Below are 19914 nucleotides of genomic sequence, written 5' to 3'. Positions count from 1 at the left end.
CTCATGTGTTCATGCCGTCATGACGGCGGTGATGAAGACGCTCAGGCGTAGTAGCCCAGGATCGATTTCACTTCCATGTATTCCTCCATGCCCTCCACCCCGTACTCGCGCCCGTTGCCGGACTGCTTGTAGCCGCCGAAAGGGGCCTGTGGATCCCAGGCCGGATAGTTCAGGTGCACCTGGCCGGACTGGATGCGGGCGGCTACGGCGCGCACCTGGTCCTTGTCGGTGCCCTGCACGTGCGCACCCAGGCCATAGACGGTGTCGTTGGCGATGGCAATGGCTTCTTCCACGGTGTCATAGGGCAGGATGGCCAGCACGGGTCCGAAGATTTCTTCCTGAGCGATCACCATGTCGGTATGCACATCGGAGAAGATCGTGGGCCGCGCGTAGTAACCCTGCTCCAGTCCGTCCGGGCGTCCGGCGCCACCGGCCAGCAGGCGTGCACCGTCCTGCATCCCGGCCTCGATCATCTGTTGCACCCGCAGGAATTGCGCGCGGTTGGCCAGCGGGCCGTGGGTCGTCGCGGCATCGGTGGGGTCGCCCACTTTCATCTGGGCCAGCGTCGCCAGCGCCAGTTCATGCACGCGATCCAGTGATGCACGCGGCACGATCAGACGCGTGGGCGCGCTGCAGGACTGTCCCATGTTGCGGAAGGCCGCCGCCACACCCGGCGGAATGGCACGCGCCAGGTCCGCATCCGGCAACACCACATTGGGCGACTTGCCGCCCAGCTCCTGGGCCACGCGCTTGACCGTGACGGCAGCGGCTTGCGCCACCAGCACGCCGGCGCGGGTGGAGCCGGTGATCGAGATCATGTCCACCTGCGGATGCGAGGACATGGCCGCACCGACCTCGGGCCCGCTGCCATTGACCAGGTTGAAGACGCCCGCCGGAATGCCCGCTTCATGCACGATCTCGGCAAACAGCAAGGCCGACAGCGGCGACAGTTCGCTCGGCTTCAACACCACGGTGCAACCGGCTGCCAGTGCCGGACCGACCTTGGCGGTGATCTGGTAGATCGGCCAGTTCCAGGGCGTGATGAGGGCACACACACCGATCGGCTCGCGCACGATGGCCGTGGTGCCGCGCGGGCGGATGAAAGCATAGTCCGCCAGGTTGTCACGCGCCACACGCAGGTGTTCAGCCGCCAGCGGCACGTGGGCCGTGCGGGCATAGGTGATGGGAGCGCCCATCTCCAGCGTCAGTGCCTGGGCGAACAGTTCGGTGCGTTCCACCAGCAGGGCGTGAACACGACCGAGCAGCGCGGCGCGCTCCAGCGGCGAGGTCGCGGCCCAGGCGGCAAACGCCCGGCGCGCGGCCTGCACGGCCTGGTCCACGTCGGCGGCGTTGCCCAATGCGATCTCGCAGACACGTTCCTCCGTGGCAGGCGAGACCACGGCGGCCAGTCCGTCGCCTTGCGGGCGCTGCCATTGACCATCGATGTAGAAGTGATCCAGGCGGCCGTTGCGCTTGAGGTGCGCCAGCGGAGAGACGATGTCGGTGGAAGCGGTGCGGGTCATGTCGGGTTGTCCTTGTTTCGGGTTGGTTGCGCGTGCGGCGCAGTGTCACAGCAGTGCCGTGGCCTCCACCTCGACCTGCAGGCCGAAGTGCAGTGCCGGGACCGGCACCACGGCGCGTGCCGGGCGGGCGCTGCCGGCCCAGCGTGCGTAGATGTCGTTGAAGGCGGGCCAGTACGCCACATCGGTGAGATAGATGCGGACCTGCAGCAGCTTGCCGATGTCACTGCCGGCACCGGCGAGTGCGGCTTCCACATTGGCCAGCACCTGCAGTGCCTGCATTTCGAAGCTGGCGTCTGTGAGCTTGTGGCCGCTCGCATCGATGGGCAACTGGCCCGAGATGAAGACCATGCCGTTGCCGATGGCGACGTGGCTGTAGTGGCCGCCCGGGGTGGCCAGGCCGGTCGGGTTGAGGGTGACGGGGGCGGTGTGTGCTGTGTTGTTCATGATGGGCAAGGCTGAAGTGGCAGGAAGGCCGGTCAGGATAACCGACGCATTTCCTTTGATGGACTGTAGCCAAAAGACCTTCAGCGATGTTTAATGTTCGTTCAATTCACCATTAAGAGATTTTTAATGCTGCAACTCGATGACATGCAACTGCTGCGTGCCCTGGGCTCGGCCAGCTCGCTGGCCGGCGCTGCCCGCCTGCTCGACCTGACGCCACCGGCAGTGACGGTGCGCCTGCAGCGCATCGAGGACCGCGTCGGCGTGCGCCTGGCCAATCGCGCCGCGCGCGGCTTCGCGCTCACCGACGAAGGCCAGCGCCTGGTGCAGGAAGCCATGGACATCCTGGAGCGCATCGAATCCATCACCGCCAGCGTCTCGCGTGAATCGGACCGCGGGGCCGGCGGCAACCTGGCCAACGTCAGCGGTTCGCTGCGCGTAGTCGCGCCCTTCGGCTTCGGGCGCCGCTACGTGGCACCGCTGATCCGCGATCTGCACCGCAGCCATCCCAAACTGAGCATCTCGCTGCTGCTGGCCGAAAGTCCGCTGGCGGCTTCCACCGGCGCTGACGCCATCATCTCCATCGGGCGCGTCAAGGGCTCCTCCTGGGTTGGCCACTTCCTCGCGCCCAATGCGCGCTTCCTGTGTGCCGCGCCGGTGCTGGCCAAACGCATGCAGCGCGTCAAGCATCCTTCCGACCTGGCCGAGTATCCCTACCTGAGCCTGCGCGAGAATGACGACGACCTCAGCCGCCTGCGCTTCACGCCCGTCGACAGTGCCGGCCGCCGCACCGGCAAGGCGCTGACCGTCAAGCTCAATGGCGCGCTCTCTTCCAATGACGGCACCATCACGCGCGACTGGGCGCTCGATGGTGAAGGCTTCGTGGCGCGTTCCGAATGGGATTGCGCGCATCTGGTCGCCGACGGCAGCCTCAAGCGCGTGCTGCCCGGCTGGCAACTCGATCCCGCGCCCATCATGGCGCTGCTGCCGGGCCGCCAGGGCCTGACGCTGCGCCAGCGCGTCTTCCTTGACGCCGCCAAGCGGGCCTTCCAGCCCGTGCCCTGGCGGCGCTGAACTGCTTCAGAAATCCGCGACCTTGCCCCAGGAAGAATCCGAGAAACGATTGGGGTGATAGGGACGCGGATCGACGATGGGCTCCACACCGCTGGCCAGGTCCGCGATCAGGTGACCCGCACCCGGCCCGATACCGAAACCGTGACCGGAGAAACCCGCCGCCAGGATCAGGCCCGGCGTCTGCGGCAGCTCACCGATGCCGGGCACGCCATCAGGCGTGCTGTCCACATAACCGGCCCAGGTATGCGTGACTTTGGCCTGCGCCAGCTGCGGCAGCAATTCGACCGCACGGCGATGGGTGGCCCGGATCGAGACCGGATCAGCCGACGCATCCAGGATACGCATGCGTTCCATCGGCGTAGGCGCATCCATGCGCCAGCGCGACAGGGTCTCGTGGCCGCTGCGCCAGGCTTCCAGCCCGCCCGGCGACAGGCTGCGCCAGCGTTTGGCGAACATCGGCAGGAACTGCGGGGAGAAGCGCAGGAACTGCATGGTCGGATCGACCCGCGCGCGGCCGCTGATGGCCAGCGCATAGGAGCCGTTGCTGCGGCGGGTGACGGCTACGCCAGACGTGTAGAGCGCGCCCGGCAAAGGCTGCTCCATGGGCGCCACGCTCATGATGGATTGCCGCACGGATGCCTGCGGGAAGCGAATACCCAGTTGATGGCAGAAGGACGAAGCCCATGCGCCACCGGCCATGACGGCCACCTTGGTCTTGATGACGCCGGCTTCGGTAATGACGCCCGAGACGCGGCCACCTTCGGTTTCGATGCCGCGTGCGGCGCATTGCTGGATCACGTGGCCACCCAGTTTCATGATGGCGCGCGCCACGGCGGGTGCTGCCTTGCCCGGGTCGGCAGTGCCGTCGGTGGGCGAGAAGACGCCGCCTTTCCAGGCGCGTCCGGTGGCCTGGCCGCGCTCGGCAGCTTGTTTCGAATCGAGCATGTAGGTGGTCACGCCGGCAGTCTTGGCGAAGTCGCCCCAGGCCGCCCAGCGGGCGATTTCTTCATCATCGTTGGAGAGATAGAGCAGGCCGCAACGCGTAAAACCGGTGTCTTCGCCGGTCTCGGCGGAGAATTGTTCCCACAGGTCGATACTCTTGGTGGCCATCGGCAGTTCGCGGGCGTCGCGATTCTGCTGGCGGCACCAGCCCCAGTTGCGGCTGGATTGTTCGGCACCGATGCGGCCCTTCTCGACCACCGCCACCGAGATGCCACGCTTGGCCAGATAGTAGGCGGTGAAGATGCCGATGATGCCGCCGCCGATGACGACCACATCGGCCGACGCCGGAGGAATGGTAGGACTCTGGACCTGCACGAGCGGGGGCGACATCTTACTTTCCTCCCTCGGCCGCGACCGTCTGCACCACGTAGTACTTGGCCACGCGCTCACTGCTCTCCCAGCCGATGGCCGCACCCAGCGGTACGAAGACGGCGTCGCCCCGCTCCACGGAAACCACGCTGCCATCCGGTTCGGCAAAGCGCACGCCGCCATCGAGGATGTGCATGAATTCATTGACCGGATGGGCGCGCACGATGCGGTGGTAAGGGGTGGAATCCCAGGTGCCGATCTTGCAGCCGATGGAGCTTTCATCGATCACGTTGTCGCTGCGGCAGGTGGGTACGTCGCCCAGCAGGATTTCCTTGGGCAGCGAATTGGCCGAGGGCTTGAAGTTGGCTTCGGCCACCAGCGGGAACACGCCCGGCTGCACGGGGTGCGGGCAGTCGGCCGCGCAGAACATGACGAGGGTCGGCTGCGTGGCCGTGATGCGCACGGCGGCGCCGGTGGCGATGACCACGCCGTTGTCGGGCTTGATCACCAGCGGTGCGGCACCTTCGGCTTCGATACGCAGTTCGCCCTGCACTACCACCAGCGTTTCCTGATGCGGGAAGCGGGCGATGTCGAGGCTGCCTTCGAAGCGCAGGCGGCCTGCGCTCATGCCGCCGATGCCCTGCCAGGCGATCTCGCGCGAGGCGGCAAAGGGGTCCGAGGCGCCCAGCGCGCCCGGATGGAAGGGGGTGGATACGGGGGTGCCGGAGGCACGGTACAACACCAACGCTGCAGTCATTTCTTCTCCTGTTTCCTTGGGGATGGGCAGGAATGCGAGACCGACTCCACGGTGCTCTGGCGGTCCTGCCCGAATCTTTGCTTCATGGCCGGCGCTGCGACCGACGGCATGCCATCCATGACGATGCTACGAGCCGCACCTGATCCTGTGATTAATGCTCAACGAATCCAGCATTAAATGCGGCTTAATGCTCGTGGCCTGCCTTGCCTGCCCGCCATGGCTCGCGGCCAGGCAGGCGGCTGGGTGGGTCACCGGGTCAGACGGTGATGCCCTCCACCGGCACCAGCGGCATCTGCGACTGCTGCAGGTCGGCATCCGAACGGTGGCAAAGGATCTCGCCACCGTGTTCCATGTTGCGGCGGCGCGGCGGCACCACGTTGCACACGCCATCGATACGCTGCGCACAGCGCGGCAGGAAGGCGCAGATCTCCGGCGACGGATCGACCGCGCCAATCGGCGGCAGCTTGTGCTGGCCGGCCCCGGCCACCTGTTCCAGCCAGCCTTGCTGCATGGCCGGGACCGACGACAGCAGCAGGTGCGAATACGGGTGATAAGGCGGCGCCATCATGGCTTCACGCGGACGGTTGGCCACCATGCGGCCGGCATAGAGCACCACGATGTCGTCGCAAATCGCACGCACGGTGCTGATGTCGTGGCTGATGAACATGTAGGACACCTGCAGCTCGCGCCGCAGCTCGGCCAGCAGTTCCAGGATGGCGGCAGCCACCACGGTGTCCAGCGCCGACGTCACTTCATCGCACAGGATCAGGTCGGGCTTGGCGGCCAGTGCACGGGCCAGGTTCACGCGCTGCTTCTGGCCACCGGACAGTTCGGCGGGCAGGCGGTCGATGACGCTGGAAGGCAGCTTGACCAGGTCCAGCAGTTCGGCCGTACGGCGGCGCATGGCCTCGCCCTTCAAGCCGTGATAGAAAGACAGCGGACGATTCAGGATGCGGCCGATGGAGTGCGCCGGATTGAGCGCAGTGTCGGCGTTCTGGAACACGATCTGCACGCGGCGGAATTGTTCACGGGTGCGGCCTTCCAGCGTAGGCGACAGGTTCTGCCCATCGAGCTGGATGCTGCCGCGCGCCGGCGCGATCATGCCGGCCACGGCACGCGCCAGGGTGGTCTTGCCGGAACCGGATTCGCCGATGATGCCCACGGTGCTGCCACGCTGGATGGTGAGATTGATGTCATCCAGGATGCGCACGCCCGGCAGGCCCAGCCGGTCCGGTGCGCCGTAACCTGCCACCAGGCCGCTGATGCGCAGCAGCGGGGCACGGGCTTCGGCCGGTACGGTCTCGGGCAGGATCTCGCGCAGTTGAACCACGCGCGCAGCCGGGCAGGCGGCGGCGATCAGGCTTTGGGTGTAGGTATCGGCCGGGGCATGCAGCACCTGGTCGGTGGTGCCGACTTCGCGCACGGCACCGTCGCGCAGGACGATGATGCGGTCGGCCATCTGCGCCACCACGGCCAGGTCGTGCGACACGTAGACGGCGGTGGTGCCGATTTCCTTGACCACTTTCTTGAAGGCGCGCAGCACTTCGATCTGGGTGGTCACGTCCAGCGCGGTCGTGGGTTCGTCCAGGATCACCAGTTCAGGATCGGTGATCAGGGCCATGGCCGCCATCACGCGCTGCAACTGGCCACCGGAGACCTGGTGCGGATAACGCTCACCGATCTTGTCGGGATTGGGCAGGGCCAGCGCACGGAACAGCTCGACCGCCTTGCGCATGGCGCTGGCCTTGTCCATCACGCCGTGCTGCAGGGCACTTTCGATCACCTGGTCCATCAGGGTGCGGGCCGGATTGAAGGCCGCCGCCGCACTCTGGGCGATGTAGGCCACGTGATGACCGCGCATGGCCAGCAGCGCCTTTTCATCCATCTGGTCGATCTGGCGCTGGCCGATGCGCACCTGGCCACCGGCGATCTGGCAACCGGAACGCGCATAGCCCAGCAGCGACAGTGCGATGGTGGTCTTGCCGGAACCGGATTCACCGATCAGGGCCAGCACTTCGCCGGGGGCCACGGTGAAATTGACGTTCTTGACGATCTCGACCTGGGTGCCGTCGTCCTTGCGGGCATTCACCCGCAGGCCCTGCACTTCCACCAGGGGCCGCACTGCCGCCCCGCCTGCCGCAGCGCCAGCACCGACGCCGCTTTCCTTGCCGAGGAAGATATCGAATTGCTTCACGGGCTTACTCCTTGGCAGCGCGCTTGCTGCGCAGGTTATCGATCAACAGGTTCACGCCGATGGTCAGCGAGGCAATCGCCAGGGCCGGCATGATCACCGCCAGGGCGCCTTCGCCCAGGCCGGAAATGTTTTCCCGCACCAGCGAACCCCAGTCCGCATCCGGCGGCTGCACGCCCAGCGAGAGGAAGCTCAGGCCCGACAGCAGCAGCACCACGTAGACGAAGCGCAGGCCGAAATCGGCCAGCACCGGGCGGATCATGTTGGGCAGCATTTCCACGGTCATGATGTACCACACGCCCTCGCCGCGAGCGCGCGCAGCCTGCACGTATTCCATGGCCTGCACGTTGACCGCCAAGGAACGGGCGATGCGGTAGGCACCGGGCATGTAGGTGATGGCCGCCGTGAGCACCAGCAGGAACATGGAAGAACCGAAAGTGGCCACCATCATCAGCGCGAACATCTTGCTGGGAATCGAGATCAGGGCATCGAGCGCACGGCTGATGACGGCATCGCGCCAGCCGCCCGAGAAGGCCGCGAACAAGGCGATGGCGGTACCCGAGAGGCTGGCCACCACGGTCGACAGCAAAGCCAGGCCGATGGTGGCGCGGGTGCCGAAGAGGATGCGGCTCAGCATGTCGCGGCCCAGGTAGTCGCTGCCCAGCAGGAACTTGTGGCTCATGCCGGAGAACACGTCGGTATCGACGATGGCAGTGGCGTCGTAGGGCGAGATGCTGGGGCCGAGGATGGCCATCAGGATCCAGAAGCCGACGATCACCATGCCGATCCAGGCCATGGTCGAATGGCGGCGCACGCGCCTGGCGGGTGCGGTGGCTGCGGCAGCCGGTGCGACAGGCGCGCCCGCTTCGGTGCCGGTGGAGTCGTGGAGGGCTTTCATCGGGTCTTCAACCTTGGATTGGAAACAATGGCCAGCACATCGGCGGTCAGCACCAGCAGCAGGTAGCCGGTACAGAAGATCATGGAACAGGCTTGCACCAGCGGCATGTCGCGGGTGGTCACGGCATCGATCATGAGGGTGGCGATGCCGGGATAATTGAAGATGCTCTCGACGATGAGCACACCGCCCAGCAGGTAGGACAAGCTCAGCGCCACGGCATTGGCAATCGGGCCGATGGCATTGGGCAGCGCATGGCGCAGCACGATGCGGGTGCGCTTGACGCCTTTGAGCAGCGCCATTTCGGCATAGGACGAACGCAACTGATCGATCACGGCCGCGCGCGTCATGCGCGTCATCTGGGCCACGATCACGCAGCACAGGGTCAGCACCGGCATGGCATAGGCCTTGATGAAGGCACCCAGGGTGGCGGCATCGCTGGCATGCGACAGCGCCGACAGCCAGCGCAGCTTGACCGCGAAGATCATCACGGCCACCGTGGCCACCAGGAATTCCGGCACCGATACCATCGACACGGCACTGACGTTGACGGCACGGTCAAAGAAGGAGCCGCGATACATGGCCGAGAAGATGCCCAGGAACAGCGCCAGCGGCACCGATACGAGGGCCGTCACGGCCGCCAGCATCAGCGAGGCCGGCAGGCGGCCGCCGATCATCTGCGCCACCGGCACATTGTTGACCAGCGACATGCCGGGGTTGCCCGAGAGCAGGTTGCCCAGCCAGTGCGCATAACGCAGCGGGGCCGGCAGGTCCAGGCCGTATTGCAGGCGCAGTGCGGCCACCGTCTCCGGCGTGGCGGCCTGGCCCAGTGCGGTCTGGGCGGCGTCGCCCGGCAACAGGTTGGTGATGAAGAACACGCCGGCCGAGACCAGCAGCAGCGTCAGCACCGCCTGCAGCAGGCGGCGCACGATCAGACGCAGGATCATTCCATTCATAGCTTTCCTCGGTAACGAGTGGCGGGGCCGGCCATCAAGATGAACCGGTCCCGCGCGACTTCCACTGACAGCGTACGTCAGGCGTGAGACTTTCCCGGACTCACGCGTCCAGCCAGACGTACTCCGCACAGGTGTAGTTCATGAACGCACCCAGCGGCACCGGATCGATCCCCTTGACCTTGGTGCTCATGCCTTCCAGGTTGATGATGAAGACCGGGATACCCAGGCCGCACTTCTCGTGGATCATGGTCTGCAGGTCGGCGTACATGGCCTTGCGCTTGGTGAAGTCGGTCTCGCCGCGCGCGGCCACCACCAGCTGGTCGAACTGCGGATTCTTCCAGCCCGATTCGTTCCACTGCGCATCCGACTTGAAGAACTGGGTCAGCAGAATGTCGGCGCTGGGGCGCGGGTTGATGTTGCCGAAACCGACCGGCACCTTCATCCACTGGTTGGACCAGTAGCCGTCGGCAGGCACGCGCTTCACGTCCAGCTTCAGGCCGATCTTGGCGGCGCTCTGCTGCATCAGCACGGCCATGTCGACCGAACCGGTGGCGGCCACCGAGGCCACGATGGGGATGGTGCTGCCCAGCACGCCTGCCTTCTCCAGGTGGAACTTGGCCTTCTCCGGATCGAAGGGGCGCTGCGGCAGGCCGGCAAAGTAGAAGCGGTTGGTCGGGTCGATCGGCTGGTCGTTGGCGGTCACGGCATAGCCACGGAAGGCGGCCATCTTGATCTGCTCGCGGTCCAGCAGGTACTTCATGCCCAGCGTGAAGTCCATGCTGTTGCCCGGGGCCTGGTCCTGGCGGATCACCAAGTCGGTGTACTGGCCCGACTTGGTTTCCATGACGGTATAGCCCGGCGTGCCCTTGACGCGGCCGGTGGAACGGGCGTTGACGTCGTTGATCCAGTGCACGTCGCCGGAGAGCAGCGCATTGACGCGCGCGGCTTCGTCGGGGATGCCGAAGAGTTCGACTTCGTCCAGGTAGGGCAGGCCCGGCTTCCAGTAATTCTCGTTGCGCACGCCGATGGTGCGCACGCCAGGGGTGAATTCCTTGAGCTTGAAGGCACCGGTCCCGTTGGGGGTGCTGAAGTTGGTGGTGCCGTCGCGGATGATGAGGAATTGCGCGGTCGCCAGGATCACCGGCAAGTCGGCGTTGGCGCTGGTGAGCTTGATCTGGACTTCGTTGGGGCCGGTGGCCTTGACCGATTCGAACTGGTCGGCCACGACCTTGACCTTGGAGGCGGTGGCCGGATCCTTGTGGCGCATGATCGAGTAGACCACGTCGGCCGGGGTGAACGGCTTGCCGTCATGGAAGACCACGCCCTTGCGCAGCTTGACGGTCCAGGTGATGGCGTCGGTGGTCAGCATTTCTTCGGCCAGCACCATCTGCGGTGCGAGCTTGCCATCGAGCTTGGTCAGGCCGTTGTAGAACATGTGCGCCCGGGTGTAGTCGGTGGAGTGCGCGGTCTTGGCCGGGTCCAGGGTATCGGCAGTGGAGCTGGTCTGGGTGGCGATGCGCATCTTGCCGCCGCGCTTGCCGGTCTGTGCCATGACGCTGCCGCTGGCCGTCAGCAGGCCCGTGCCGCCGACCGTCATGAGGCTGCCGGCCAGCAGGGTGCGCATCATGTCGCGACGGGTGAAGCCGCCAGGGGCCTGGTCCAGCGCATCGCCGGTGATGATGGAACCCTCTTTGGGGTGATGTCCGTTTTCCTGCTTGCTCATGAAATGCCTCACGATAAAAGTTCAACCACGAAGACCACCGGCCTGCCCTGCCGTCTGCATGTTGCAGATCCCTCGGGAGGGCACGCCGCCTGTTGGTCCGGCACACTCCTCGCAACATTGATACCAGGGCGGGAGCACACCGGGAAATACGGAAACTGCGCGGGAGCCCTGCAGCTCCCGCTCACTGCTGACTGCTGACAAGCGCCTTACAGACCCAGCACGCCCGGCAGGCCGGAGATGTCCTTGATTTCGGTGTAGCCGTAATACGGGGTCGAGGGTTCATGGCCGCGGGCCACGAAGACCTTGTTCTTGATGCCCATGTCGGAGGCCGGCATGAGGTCGTAACGCAGGCTGGAGGACACGTGCAGCACGTCTTCCGGATTGCAGTTCAGGTTGTCGAGCATGTATTCGAAGGCGCTCAGGCGCGGCTTGTAGGCTTGTGCCTGCTGGGCGGTGAAGACCTTGTGGAAGGGCGCGCCCAGTTGCTCGACGTTGTGCATGATCTGGCTGTCGTCGGCATTGGAGAAGATCACCAGCGGGAATTCCTTGGCCACCTTGGACAGGCCCTCCGGCACGTCGGCGTGCGGGCCCCAGGTCGGCACGGCCTTGTAGAAGGCACCGGTTTCCTCGTCGGTGGTCTTGATGCCCCAGCGCGCGCAGGTGCGGGTGATGGCGTTCTTGCAGACCTGTTCGTAGGGCTTCCATTGATCCAGCACTTCATCGAGGCGATAGGCCGCGAACTGGCGCAGGAAGAACGGCATGTCTTCGGCGGAGACGCGATCGGCGTAAATCTTTTGCGCGGTTTCCGACATCTGGAAACGGGTCAGGGTGCCGTAGCAATCGAAGGTAATGAACTTGGGCTTGAAAATGCTCATGGAAAATCGTCCTGTCAAAAAAGGGGGCGCATCACCTGTTGGGCCTGCGCTGGAGGCTGCTTGCTTGCGGGATTGCGGTTGACTGCATGAGAAGGATTACAACATAGCGAAACTTGCGATTTATTCCTTTTTGACCGGGCCGCGAGACAGAAATATGTGTTTTCTGCGGTCCAATCAGCATAGCTTGCCGAGCAGTGCAGCAATGCGAGCCGGGTGCGCTGCTTTGGGGCATTTTCACCAAGCTGGTGCGGATCGTGTCCGCAGGCTGGCGCATGTCCGGGACTGCATTTGCGCAGGCGATGCCTGCTCCGCATCTGCTTGCGCACCGCGCTGGCCTGCCAAAGCAGAACCTGCGGGGGCTGCATCATGCTACTGCCGGTGCCGCCCAATTTTGTGCCGAGAAGAGGGGGCAGATCGCCATAAGATTGCGAATTGGCAGGCTTGAAAACTGCCGCGCAATGCCGCGCCAGGTGCATCATCGCTGGGGTAGCGTTGCGGACCCGGCCAGCGGGCGCGGCCCGCAGCGCGAGAAGACCGAAACCCGCAAACTATTTATATATTTATAGGATTTGACGGAACAGGGACCATTGACCCTGCCTCATCCGCATCGCCACCGTATCGACAAGGACACGCTGCATGACTACCCAAAGCACGCTCCCGGCCGGTCAGGCCGTACAGACCGTACAGACCACCCTGCGCCCCATGCGCCCCGAGGACCTGGCCAGTTGCCACGCCATGAGTCTGCACCTCTACTGGCCGCACCGGCTGGCCGACTGGCAGTTCCATCATCAGGTCAGCAGCAGCTGGGCGGTGGAACTGGAAGAACCCGATGGCACGCGCAGCGTGGCCGGCAGCGGCATGCTCTGCCCGCTCGGCGAGGACTATGCCTCGCTGGGCCTGGTCATCATCACCGATGCCCTGCAAGGCCGTGGCCTGGGCCGCGCCATGATGCAGCGCCTGCTGCAGGATGCCGGTACGCGCAACGTCATCCTCAATGCCACCGAGGCCGGACGCCCGCTCTACGAGAAGCTGGGCTTCGTGGTCACCGACACCCTGAGCCAGCACCAGAGCACCACCGCGCGTGCCACCCCGGTACTGGCCGCAGGCGCGCGCATCCGCCCGCTGCGCAAGGACGAAGTGCCTTATCTGCTGGCACTGGACCGCCAGGCCAGCGGCATGGACCGCAGCGCCCTGCTGGTGCCGCTGCTGGACACCTCCGAAGTGGCCGTGCTGGAACAGGCGGGCCAGGTCAAGGGCGTCGCCTATCTGCGCGAGTTCGGGCGCGGCCGCGTGATCGGCCCCGTCATCGCCAGCCATGTGGAAGATGCGAAGACGCTCATCGCTTACTGGATCAACGCCTATCCCGGCGCTTATCTGCGCATCGACGTGCCGGGCCGGACCGGCCTCAAACCGTGGCTCGAAGAGATCGGCCTGACCTGCGTGGACAACGTGGTCAGCATGTGCCGTGGCACCCCGCCCGCGCCCGCCACCGCGTGGCGCACCTATTCCATGATCAACCAGGCACTGGGCTGAACGGCCAGCACGAGACCACCATGACTTTTCTCTACAAGGCCGATCCGGTACGCGGTGCCGAATGGGCGCAACTGTTCGCCGAGAAGGCCCCTGAGCTGCCCTTCCATATCTGGCCGCATGAAGGCGATGGCAGCAGCGTGCGCTATCTGGCCGCATGGACGCCACCGGAGGATATTGCCCAGCGCTTCCCCCATCTGGAAATCCTGTTCTCGGTCGGGGCCGGCATCGACCAGTTCGACATGGCCACCCTGCCCCCGGACCTGCCGGTGGTGCGCATGACCGAGCCCGGCATTGCCGCCGGCATGGTGCAGTACGTGACGCACGCCGTGCTGGGCCTCCATCGTGACAGCCGGATTTATGCGCGCCAGCAACGTGACCAGGTGTGGCGCGCCCATCGCGTGCGCCCGGCCTCGGCCTGCCGCGTCGGCGTGCTCGGACTGGGCATGCTGGGACGCGCCGTGCTGCAGCAGTTGCACGGTCTGGGTTTCCCCTGCGCAGGATGGAGCCGTTCGGCGCACCAGATGGACGGCATCGATTGCTACAGCGGCAGCGATGGCCTGCGCGACTTCCTGGCACGTACCGATGTGCTGGTGTGCCTGGTGCCGCTGACCGACGATACGCGCGGCCTGCTCAACCGCGAGCTGTTTGCGCAATTGCCGCGCGGTGCCGCGCTGGTCAACGTCGGACGCGGTGGCCATCTGGTGGAAGACGATCTGCTGGCCGCTCTCAATGACGGCCAATTGAGCGCCGCCGTGCTGGACGTGTGCGAGACCGAACCCTTGCCGCAGGGCCATCCCTTCTGGACCCATCCCGACATCGTGCTCACGCCGCACATCGCCAGCATGACCCAGCCCGATGGTGCGGTCGATGCGGTGCTGGAAAACCTGCGCCGCCATCGCGAGGGCTTGCCGCTGCTGGGCCTGATCGACCGCCAGCGCGGTTACTGATGCCTCGACGCCACTTCATCCGGAGATGCCGCATGGCAAACAAAATGCCGAACCGCCCCGCCACAACGGCATGCCATGCCGCTGGCGGCGGGCAGTTCGCGTCACGGCGCTGGCTTATGCGTTCTATCCTTGATGACGTGGCGCAGTGCGTCTGCCGCCTCACCTTTCCCCATTCACCTGCCTGAAGCCCCGACCATGAAGCTGGAATCCTACTGGACCGATTCTGCCCCGCTGTTCATCTCCCCCACGCGCGAGCTGCCCGCGCAGGTTGACGTGGCCATCGTCGGCGGCGGCTTCACCGGCTTGTCGGCGGCACTGGCTTTCGCCAAACGCGGGGCCTCGGTGGTGGTGCTGGAAGCCGGCCCGCATGTGGCTGCGGAAGCCTCGGGCCGCAACGGCGGCCACGTCAACAATGGCCTGGCGGTGGACTATGCCGAGGTCGCCGCCAAGGTCGGCGTGGAGCGAGCCCGCGCCTGGTATCACGCCTATGACGACGCGGTCGACACCGTGGCACGGCTGGTGGAGCAGGAGCAGATCGCCTGCGATTTCCTGCGCCACGGCAAGCTCAAGATGGCCACCAAACCCTACCAGATGGACGCCCTGCAACGCAGTGCCGACCGTCTCATCGCCGATGGCGTGGACAGCGATGTGGAGATCCTCGATGCCGCCCGCGTGCGCGCCGAGGTGCAAAGCGAGCGCTTCCACGGCGGCCTGCTCTACAAGCGCAGCGGCCAGATGCACATGGGCCGCTTTGCCTGGGGCCTGGCCACGGCGGCCGAGCGTCACGGCGCGGCCATCCATACCGGTACCGAAGTGCGACGCCTGGAACGCATCGGCGACACCCACGCGCATCGTGTCCACACCGCACGCGGCACCATCACGGCCAAGCAGGTGCTGCTGGCCACCGGGGCCAGCCGTCACGGTGCCTATGGCAGCTTCGGCTGGCTGCGCCGGCGCATCGTGCCCATCGGCAGTTTCATCGTGGTGACCGAACCGCTGGGCGCCGAGCGCGCCGCCACGATGCTGGCCAGGCAGCGCACCTATACGACGGTGGCCAACATCCACCACTATTTCCGCATGACGCCCGATACCCGCCTGGTCTTTGGCGGACGGGCGCGCTTTGCGATTTCCAGTCCGCAGTCCGATGCGGCCAGCGGCGAGATCCTGCGCCAGGGCCTGCACGAGACCTTCCCGCAGCTGGGCCAGGTGCGCCTGGACTACTGCTGGGGCGGCCTGGTCGACATGACGCGCGACCGCCTGCCGCAGGCTGGCGAACGCGACGGACTGTATTACTCCATGGGCTACAGCGGACACGGCACGCAGATGTCGGTGCACATGGGCCAGTGCATGGCCCAGGTGATGGCGGGTGACGCGCTGGCCAACCCCTGGCGCGAACGCGAATGGCCGGCCATCCCCGGCCACTTCGGGCCGCCGTGGTTCCTGCCGGTGATCGGCCTGTATTACCAGCTCAAGGACAAGCTGGCCTGATGATGCGCCGCTTGCTGCATTAACTTTTATTGAATGCTCGTTGATAGTTGCATTAACTTTTGCTGAATGCTCACCATGACCTCTCTGACTCTGCAACGCCAGGACCTGATGCCCGGCGCCCAACTGATCGGCGCCGACTGGCGCGCTGCGGCCGATGGCCGCGTGCTGGACGTGACTGACCCGGCCACCGGCCAGGTGTTTGCCACCGTGCCGGACGGCACCGCCGCTGACGCGCGTGCCGCCGTCGATGCGGCCGTCGCCGCCTTCCCGGCCTGGCGCGCCACACCGGCCAAGCAGCGCGCCACCATCATCAAGCGCTGGAACGATCTGCTGCTGGCGCACCAGGAAGACCTGGGCCGCCTGATCTCGCGCGAACAGGGCAAGCCGCTGGCCGAAGCCAAGGGCGAAGTGGCCTATGCCGCCAGCTACGTGGAATGGTTCGGTGAAGAGGCTACGCGCGCCAATGGCGACATCATCCCGGCACCGGTCACCGGCCGCCGCATGATGGCACTGAAGGAACCGGTGGGCGTGGTGGCGGCCATCACGCCGTGGAATTTCCCGGCGGCGATGATCGCCCGCAAGATCGCCCCGGCCCTGGCCGCGGGCTGCACCGTGGTGTGCAAGCCGGCCGAGGATACGCCGCTGACGTCGCTGGCGCTGATCCGCCTGGCGTTGGAAGCGGGCGTACCGGCTGGCGTCATCAACATCGTCACCGCCTCGCGCGAGCGCACGCCGGAAGTGGTCGATGTGTGGCTGGCCGATGGCCGCGTGCGCAAGATCAGCTTCACCGGATCGACCGCCGTCGGCAAGCACCTGGCGCGCCATTCGGCCGACACCCTGAAGAAACTCTCGCTGGAACTGGGCGGCAATGCGCCCTTCATCGTCTTTGATGATGCCGATGTGGACGCCGCCATCGATGGCGTGATGGCCGCCAAGTTCCGCAATGGCGGCCAGACCTGCGTGAGCCCCAACCGTATCTACGTGCAAGACAAGGTCTATGAAAACTTCGTGGCCAAGCTCGGGGCGCGCGTGGCGGCACTGAAGGTCGGCCCGGCCACCGATCCGGCTTCGCAGATCGGCCCGATGATCAACGCCCGCGCCATTGGCAAGATCGACCAGCACGTGCGCGATGCCATCGAACGCGGTGCGCGCGTGATCACCGGCGGCAAGCGCCTGCAGGGCTCCGGCTTCGAAAGCGACAACTACTATGCCCCGACCGTGCTGGCCAACGTCACCGGCGAGATGCAATGCAGCTGCGAAGAGACCTTCGGACCGGTGGCACCAATTACCCGCTTCTCGACGGAAGAGGAAGTGATCGCCGCCGCCAATGCCACGCCCTTCGGCCTGGCTGCGTATTTCTATTCGACCGATGTGCGCCGCATCCATCGCGTCACCGATGCGCTGGAAAGCGGTATCGTGGGCGTCAACGAAGGTGCGCTGGCAGCGGAAGCGGCGCCCTTCGGCGGCGTGAAGGAATCCGGTTATGGCCGCGAAGGCTCGGTGCATGGCCTGGATGATTACCTGCACACCAAATACGTTTGCCAGGGCCAGCTCTGAGTCCTCCCCTGCCTAGCTGCCCCTCTCACTGAAACCAACAGGAGCCACCATGCCCGCGCTGTCCACCCACGAGCCCGAGACCGCCCGCGAGCCCTTGCCCGACCTGCTCTTGCGGCCGATTGCAACGGATGACCTGGGCCACTGCCACCGGCTGTCGCTGCGCTTCAAGTGGCCGCACCGGCTGGAAGACTGGAATTTCCTGCTGCAGATGGGGCAAGGCTACCTGCTGGAAAACACCGCCTCGGACGCTGCGCTGCGCACCGTCGGCAGCGTGGTCTGCACCACCTATGGCGAGCACCACGCCGTCATCGGCATGCTGCTGGTGCAGACCGAGTTGCAGCGGCGCGGCCTGGGACGGCGGCTGATGCAGCATGCGGCTAGCGAGGTCAATGGCCGCAGCCTCATCGTCAACGCGACAGCGGCCGGCATGCCGCTCTACAAGCAACTGGGATTCGTGCAGCAGGATGTGCTGCACCAGTTCCAGGGCTCGTCGGCGCAGCCGGTGCTGGTGTCGCTGCCACCAGGTGAGCGCGTGCGCCCGATGGGCAAGAATGATGTTCATCGCCTGCTGGAACTGGATGCGCAAGCCACCGGCATGGATCGCAGCAAGCTGCTGCTGGCCCTGCTGGAGATATCCGAAGGCGTGGCACTGGACCGCGATGGCGAGATGCTGGGCTTTGCGCTGGTGCGCCGCTTCGGCCACGGCCGCGTGATCGGTCCGGTGGTGGCACCCGACGCGGAACGCGCCAAGGGATTGATCGCACACTGGATCAATACTTATTCGGACTCCTTCATCCGCATCGATGTGTTCGAATCGAGCGGCCTGCCAGCCTGGTTCGACAAGCTGGGCCTGACCTGCGTGGACCACGTCACCCGCATGTGCAAGGGTGAGCCGCCGGTACGTGATGCGGGCATGCAGCTGTTTTCCATCGTCAATCAGGCGCTGGGCTGAGGCTGGGCTGAAGTGTCCGCGCTGCTGCCGCAGAAAATGCCGCAGCAGCGCGCAAAACCCATGAACATGCTTTTTCAGCCCCGCATCTTGCGCATCGCCTGCGAGGCCGGGGGCATAGGATAGAACACATGCCGGCTGTGCCGTTTGCCTGCACGGCCTTGTTCAACGCATCTTCAGCGAGTCCACCTCTATGCAAACTTCCGCCCTGGCCGCGCTCGACCGCAGCCACCTGATCCACCCCGTTGCCAGCTTCCGCGAGCATGAAGAACTGGGACCCATCATCCTCAAGTCGGGCCACGGCGCCTACCTGACCGATCACCAGGACAAGCAGCTGCTGGATGCCTTCTCGGGACTGTGGTGCGTCAATACCGGCTATGGCCAGGAGAGCGTGATCCGCGCCGCCACCGAGCAGATGCAGCGCCTGCCGTATGCCACCGGCTATTTCCATTTCGCCTCGGAACCGGCCATCCTGCTGGCAAAGAAACTGGTGGACATCAGCCCGGCGTCGCTCAAGCATGTGTATTTCACCTTGGGCGGTTCCGATGCGGTGGATGCGGCCATTCGCTACATCACGCACTATCACAACTCCATCGGCAAGCCGACCAAAAAGCATTTCATCTCGCTGCAGCGTGGCTATCACGGTTCGTCCTCGGTGGGCGCGGGCCTGACTGCATTGCCCAATTTCCATTACAACTTCAACCTGCCGCTGCCGACCCAGCATTACCTGCCCTCGCCTTACCCTTACCGCAGCGAGCTGCAGGGCGATGAAGCGATCATCGCGGCCTCGGTGCAATCGCTGCGCGACAAGGTCGCTGAACTGGGCGCGGACAATGTGGCGGCCTTCTTCTGCGAACCGATCCAGGGTTCCGGCGGCGTGGTGGTGCCGCCCAAGGGCTGGCTCAAGGCCATGCAGCTGGCCTGCAACCAGCTGGACATCCTGTTCGTGGTGGACGAGGTCATCACCGGCTTCGGACGCACCGGCCCGATGTTCGCCTGCCTGGACGAAGACGTGCAGCCCGACCTGATGACCATGGCCAAGGGCTTGACCGCCGGCTATGCGCCGATGGGCGCGGTGATGATGTCGGACCGTGTCTACAACGGTATTGCCGATGGCGCACCGATGAGCACCGTGGTCGGCCATGGCCAGACCTACTCGGCCCATCCGGTCAGTGCGGCGGTGGCGCTGGAGGTCCTGCGGCTGTATGAAGAAGGCGGCCTGCTGGAAAACGGCCGACGCCTGGAACCGGTCTTCTCCGGTGGCCTGCGCGCCCTGCTCGATCATCCGCTGGTGGGCGATGCGCGCAGCCGTGGTCTCCTGGGCGCACTGGAACTGGTGGCCGACAAGCAGACCAAGGCCCGCTTTGCACCCGAGCTGAAGCTGCACGATCGCATCTTCCAGGTGGCCTATCGCCATGGCCTGGTGTTCCGCGCCTTCGGTGACAACATCCTCGGCTTCGCGCCCGCACTGTGCTACACGGAAGAGGATTTCGCGCTGATGTTTGCGCGCCTGCGTGCCATCCTCGATGAAGTGCTGGCCCAACCCGAGGTGCGCCAGGCCGTGCGCTGAGCCGGCCCATGCGAGTATCGCCTCCGGCACGATGGGGAAATCGCCGCCGGAGGGGTTAAAATGCCCTGCTACATCCTGCCGGATTGCGCTGCGTGCGATACGCGAGGCAGACCGGCAGGCTGAG

17 protein-coding genes are annotated in these 19914 nt (G+C 65.5%); 7 read left to right on the top strand and 10 right to left on the bottom strand.

Annotation, left to right across the window (positions count from 1 at the left end; genetic code table 11):
- Positions 1–41: 41 nt before the first annotated feature.
- Together E2K99_RS05460 and E2K99_RS05455 are read right to left on the bottom strand one after the other, a co-directional pair.
- Positions 42–1523: an aldehyde dehydrogenase family protein gene (locus E2K99_RS05460; protein WP_134221593.1), complete on the bottom strand. Its 1482-nt coding sequence runs from the start codon at positions 1521–1523 to the stop codon at positions 42–44.
- A gap of 45 nt (positions 1524–1568) precedes the next feature.
- Positions 1569–1967 carry a RidA family protein gene (locus E2K99_RS05455; protein ID WP_134221592.1) on the bottom strand — a complete coding sequence of 133 codons (399 nt, stop codon included), beginning with the start codon at positions 1965–1967 and terminating at the stop codon, positions 1569–1571.
- Between the two features lie 126 nt (positions 1968–2093).
- Here E2K99_RS05455 and E2K99_RS05450 point away from each other — a divergent pair, with 126 nt between their 5' ends.
- Positions 2094–3038 (top strand): LysR family transcriptional regulator, encoded by a 945-nt coding sequence (locus tag E2K99_RS05450; protein ID WP_134221591.1) that lies wholly within the window; start codon positions 2094–2096, stop codon positions 3036–3038.
- Positions 3039–3044: 6 nt separating this feature from the next.
- Here E2K99_RS05450 and E2K99_RS05445 read toward each other — a convergent pair whose 3' ends face one another.
- From E2K99_RS05445 to E2K99_RS05410, 8 genes are all read right to left on the bottom strand, one after another.
- Positions 3045–4370, bottom strand: a complete 1326-nt coding sequence (locus E2K99_RS05445) for an NAD(P)/FAD-dependent oxidoreductase (protein ID WP_134221590.1) — start codon at positions 4368–4370, stop codon at positions 3045–3047.
- A 1-nt stretch (position 4371) separates the two neighbouring features.
- The gene (locus tag E2K99_RS05440; RefSeq protein ID WP_134221589.1) at positions 4372–5106 is read right to left on the bottom strand and encodes a cupin domain-containing protein; all 735 of its coding nucleotides are present in this window, start codon (positions 5104–5106) and stop codon (positions 4372–4374) included.
- Positions 5107–5362: 256 nt separating this feature from the next.
- Complete coding sequence (locus E2K99_RS05435; protein ID WP_134221588.1) at positions 5363–7300, bottom strand: ABC transporter ATP-binding protein; 1938 nt, start codon at positions 7298–7300, stop codon at positions 5363–5365.
- 4 nt (positions 7301–7304) lie between these two features.
- Entirely contained in the window at positions 7305–8195 is an 891-nt protein-coding gene (locus E2K99_RS05430; protein WP_134137152.1) for an ABC transporter permease, read from the bottom strand.
- Positions 8192–9148: an ABC transporter permease gene (locus E2K99_RS05425; protein ID WP_039785967.1), complete on the bottom strand. Its 957-nt coding sequence runs from the start codon at positions 9146–9148 to the stop codon at positions 8192–8194. The genes E2K99_RS05430 and E2K99_RS05425 overlap by 4 nt, the downstream gene beginning before the upstream one ends.
- Positions 9149–9248: 100 nt before the next feature.
- Positions 9249–10871, bottom strand: a complete 1623-nt coding sequence (locus tag E2K99_RS05420) for an ABC transporter substrate-binding protein (protein WP_134221587.1) — start codon at positions 10869–10871, stop codon at positions 9249–9251.
- Positions 10872–11077: 206 nt separating this feature from the next.
- Positions 11078–11746 carry a haloacid dehalogenase type II gene (locus E2K99_RS05415; RefSeq protein WP_134137153.1) on the bottom strand — a complete coding sequence of 223 codons (669 nt, stop codon included), beginning with the start codon at positions 11744–11746 and terminating at the stop codon, positions 11078–11080.
- A 14-nt stretch (positions 11747–11760) separates the two neighbouring features.
- Positions 11761–12225 (bottom strand): hypothetical protein, encoded by a 465-nt coding sequence (locus E2K99_RS05410; protein ID WP_134221586.1) that lies wholly within the window; start codon positions 12223–12225, stop codon positions 11761–11763.
- Between the two features lie 157 nt (positions 12226–12382).
- On the opposite strand from E2K99_RS05410, the gene E2K99_RS05405 reads away from it, so the two are divergent.
- The 6 genes from E2K99_RS05405 to E2K99_RS05380 all read left to right on the top strand — a co-directional run bounded on the left by E2K99_RS05405 (position 12383) and on the right by E2K99_RS05380 (position 19790).
- Positions 12383–13279 (top strand): GNAT family N-acetyltransferase, encoded by an 897-nt coding sequence (locus E2K99_RS05405; RefSeq protein WP_134221585.1) that lies wholly within the window; start codon positions 12383–12385, stop codon positions 13277–13279.
- A 20-nt stretch (positions 13280–13299) separates the two neighbouring features.
- A complete protein-coding gene (locus E2K99_RS05400) occupies positions 13300–14226 on the top strand; it encodes a 2-hydroxyacid dehydrogenase (protein ID WP_134221584.1) in 927 nt (308 codons plus the stop codon).
- Between the two features lie 75 nt (positions 14227–14301).
- Positions 14302–15714, top strand: coding sequence for an NAD(P)/FAD-dependent oxidoreductase (locus tag E2K99_RS05395; RefSeq protein WP_338033886.1), 1413 nt, complete (start codon positions 14302–14304; stop codon positions 15712–15714).
- Between the two features lie 75 nt (positions 15715–15789).
- Entirely contained in the window at positions 15790–17271 is a 1482-nt protein-coding gene (locus E2K99_RS05390) for an NAD-dependent succinate-semialdehyde dehydrogenase (RefSeq protein ID WP_134221582.1), read from the top strand.
- A gap of 49 nt (positions 17272–17320) precedes the next feature.
- Entirely contained in the window at positions 17321–18223 is a 903-nt protein-coding gene (locus E2K99_RS05385; RefSeq protein WP_121044156.1) for a GNAT family N-acetyltransferase, read from the top strand.
- Between the two features lie 190 nt (positions 18224–18413).
- Complete coding sequence (locus E2K99_RS05380; protein WP_134221581.1) at positions 18414–19790, top strand: aspartate aminotransferase family protein; 1377 nt, start codon at positions 18414–18416, stop codon at positions 19788–19790.
- Positions 19791–19914: the final 124 nt, after the last annotated feature.

It is taken from the genome of Herbaspirillum huttiense (assembly GCF_004367745.1).
GTDB classification, from domain to species: Bacteria; Pseudomonadota; Gammaproteobacteria; order Burkholderiales; family Burkholderiaceae_D; genus Herbaspirillum; species Herbaspirillum huttiense.
Note: the sequence above shows the minus strand (reverse complement) of the source record. Positions and strands in the feature narration are given on the sequence as shown.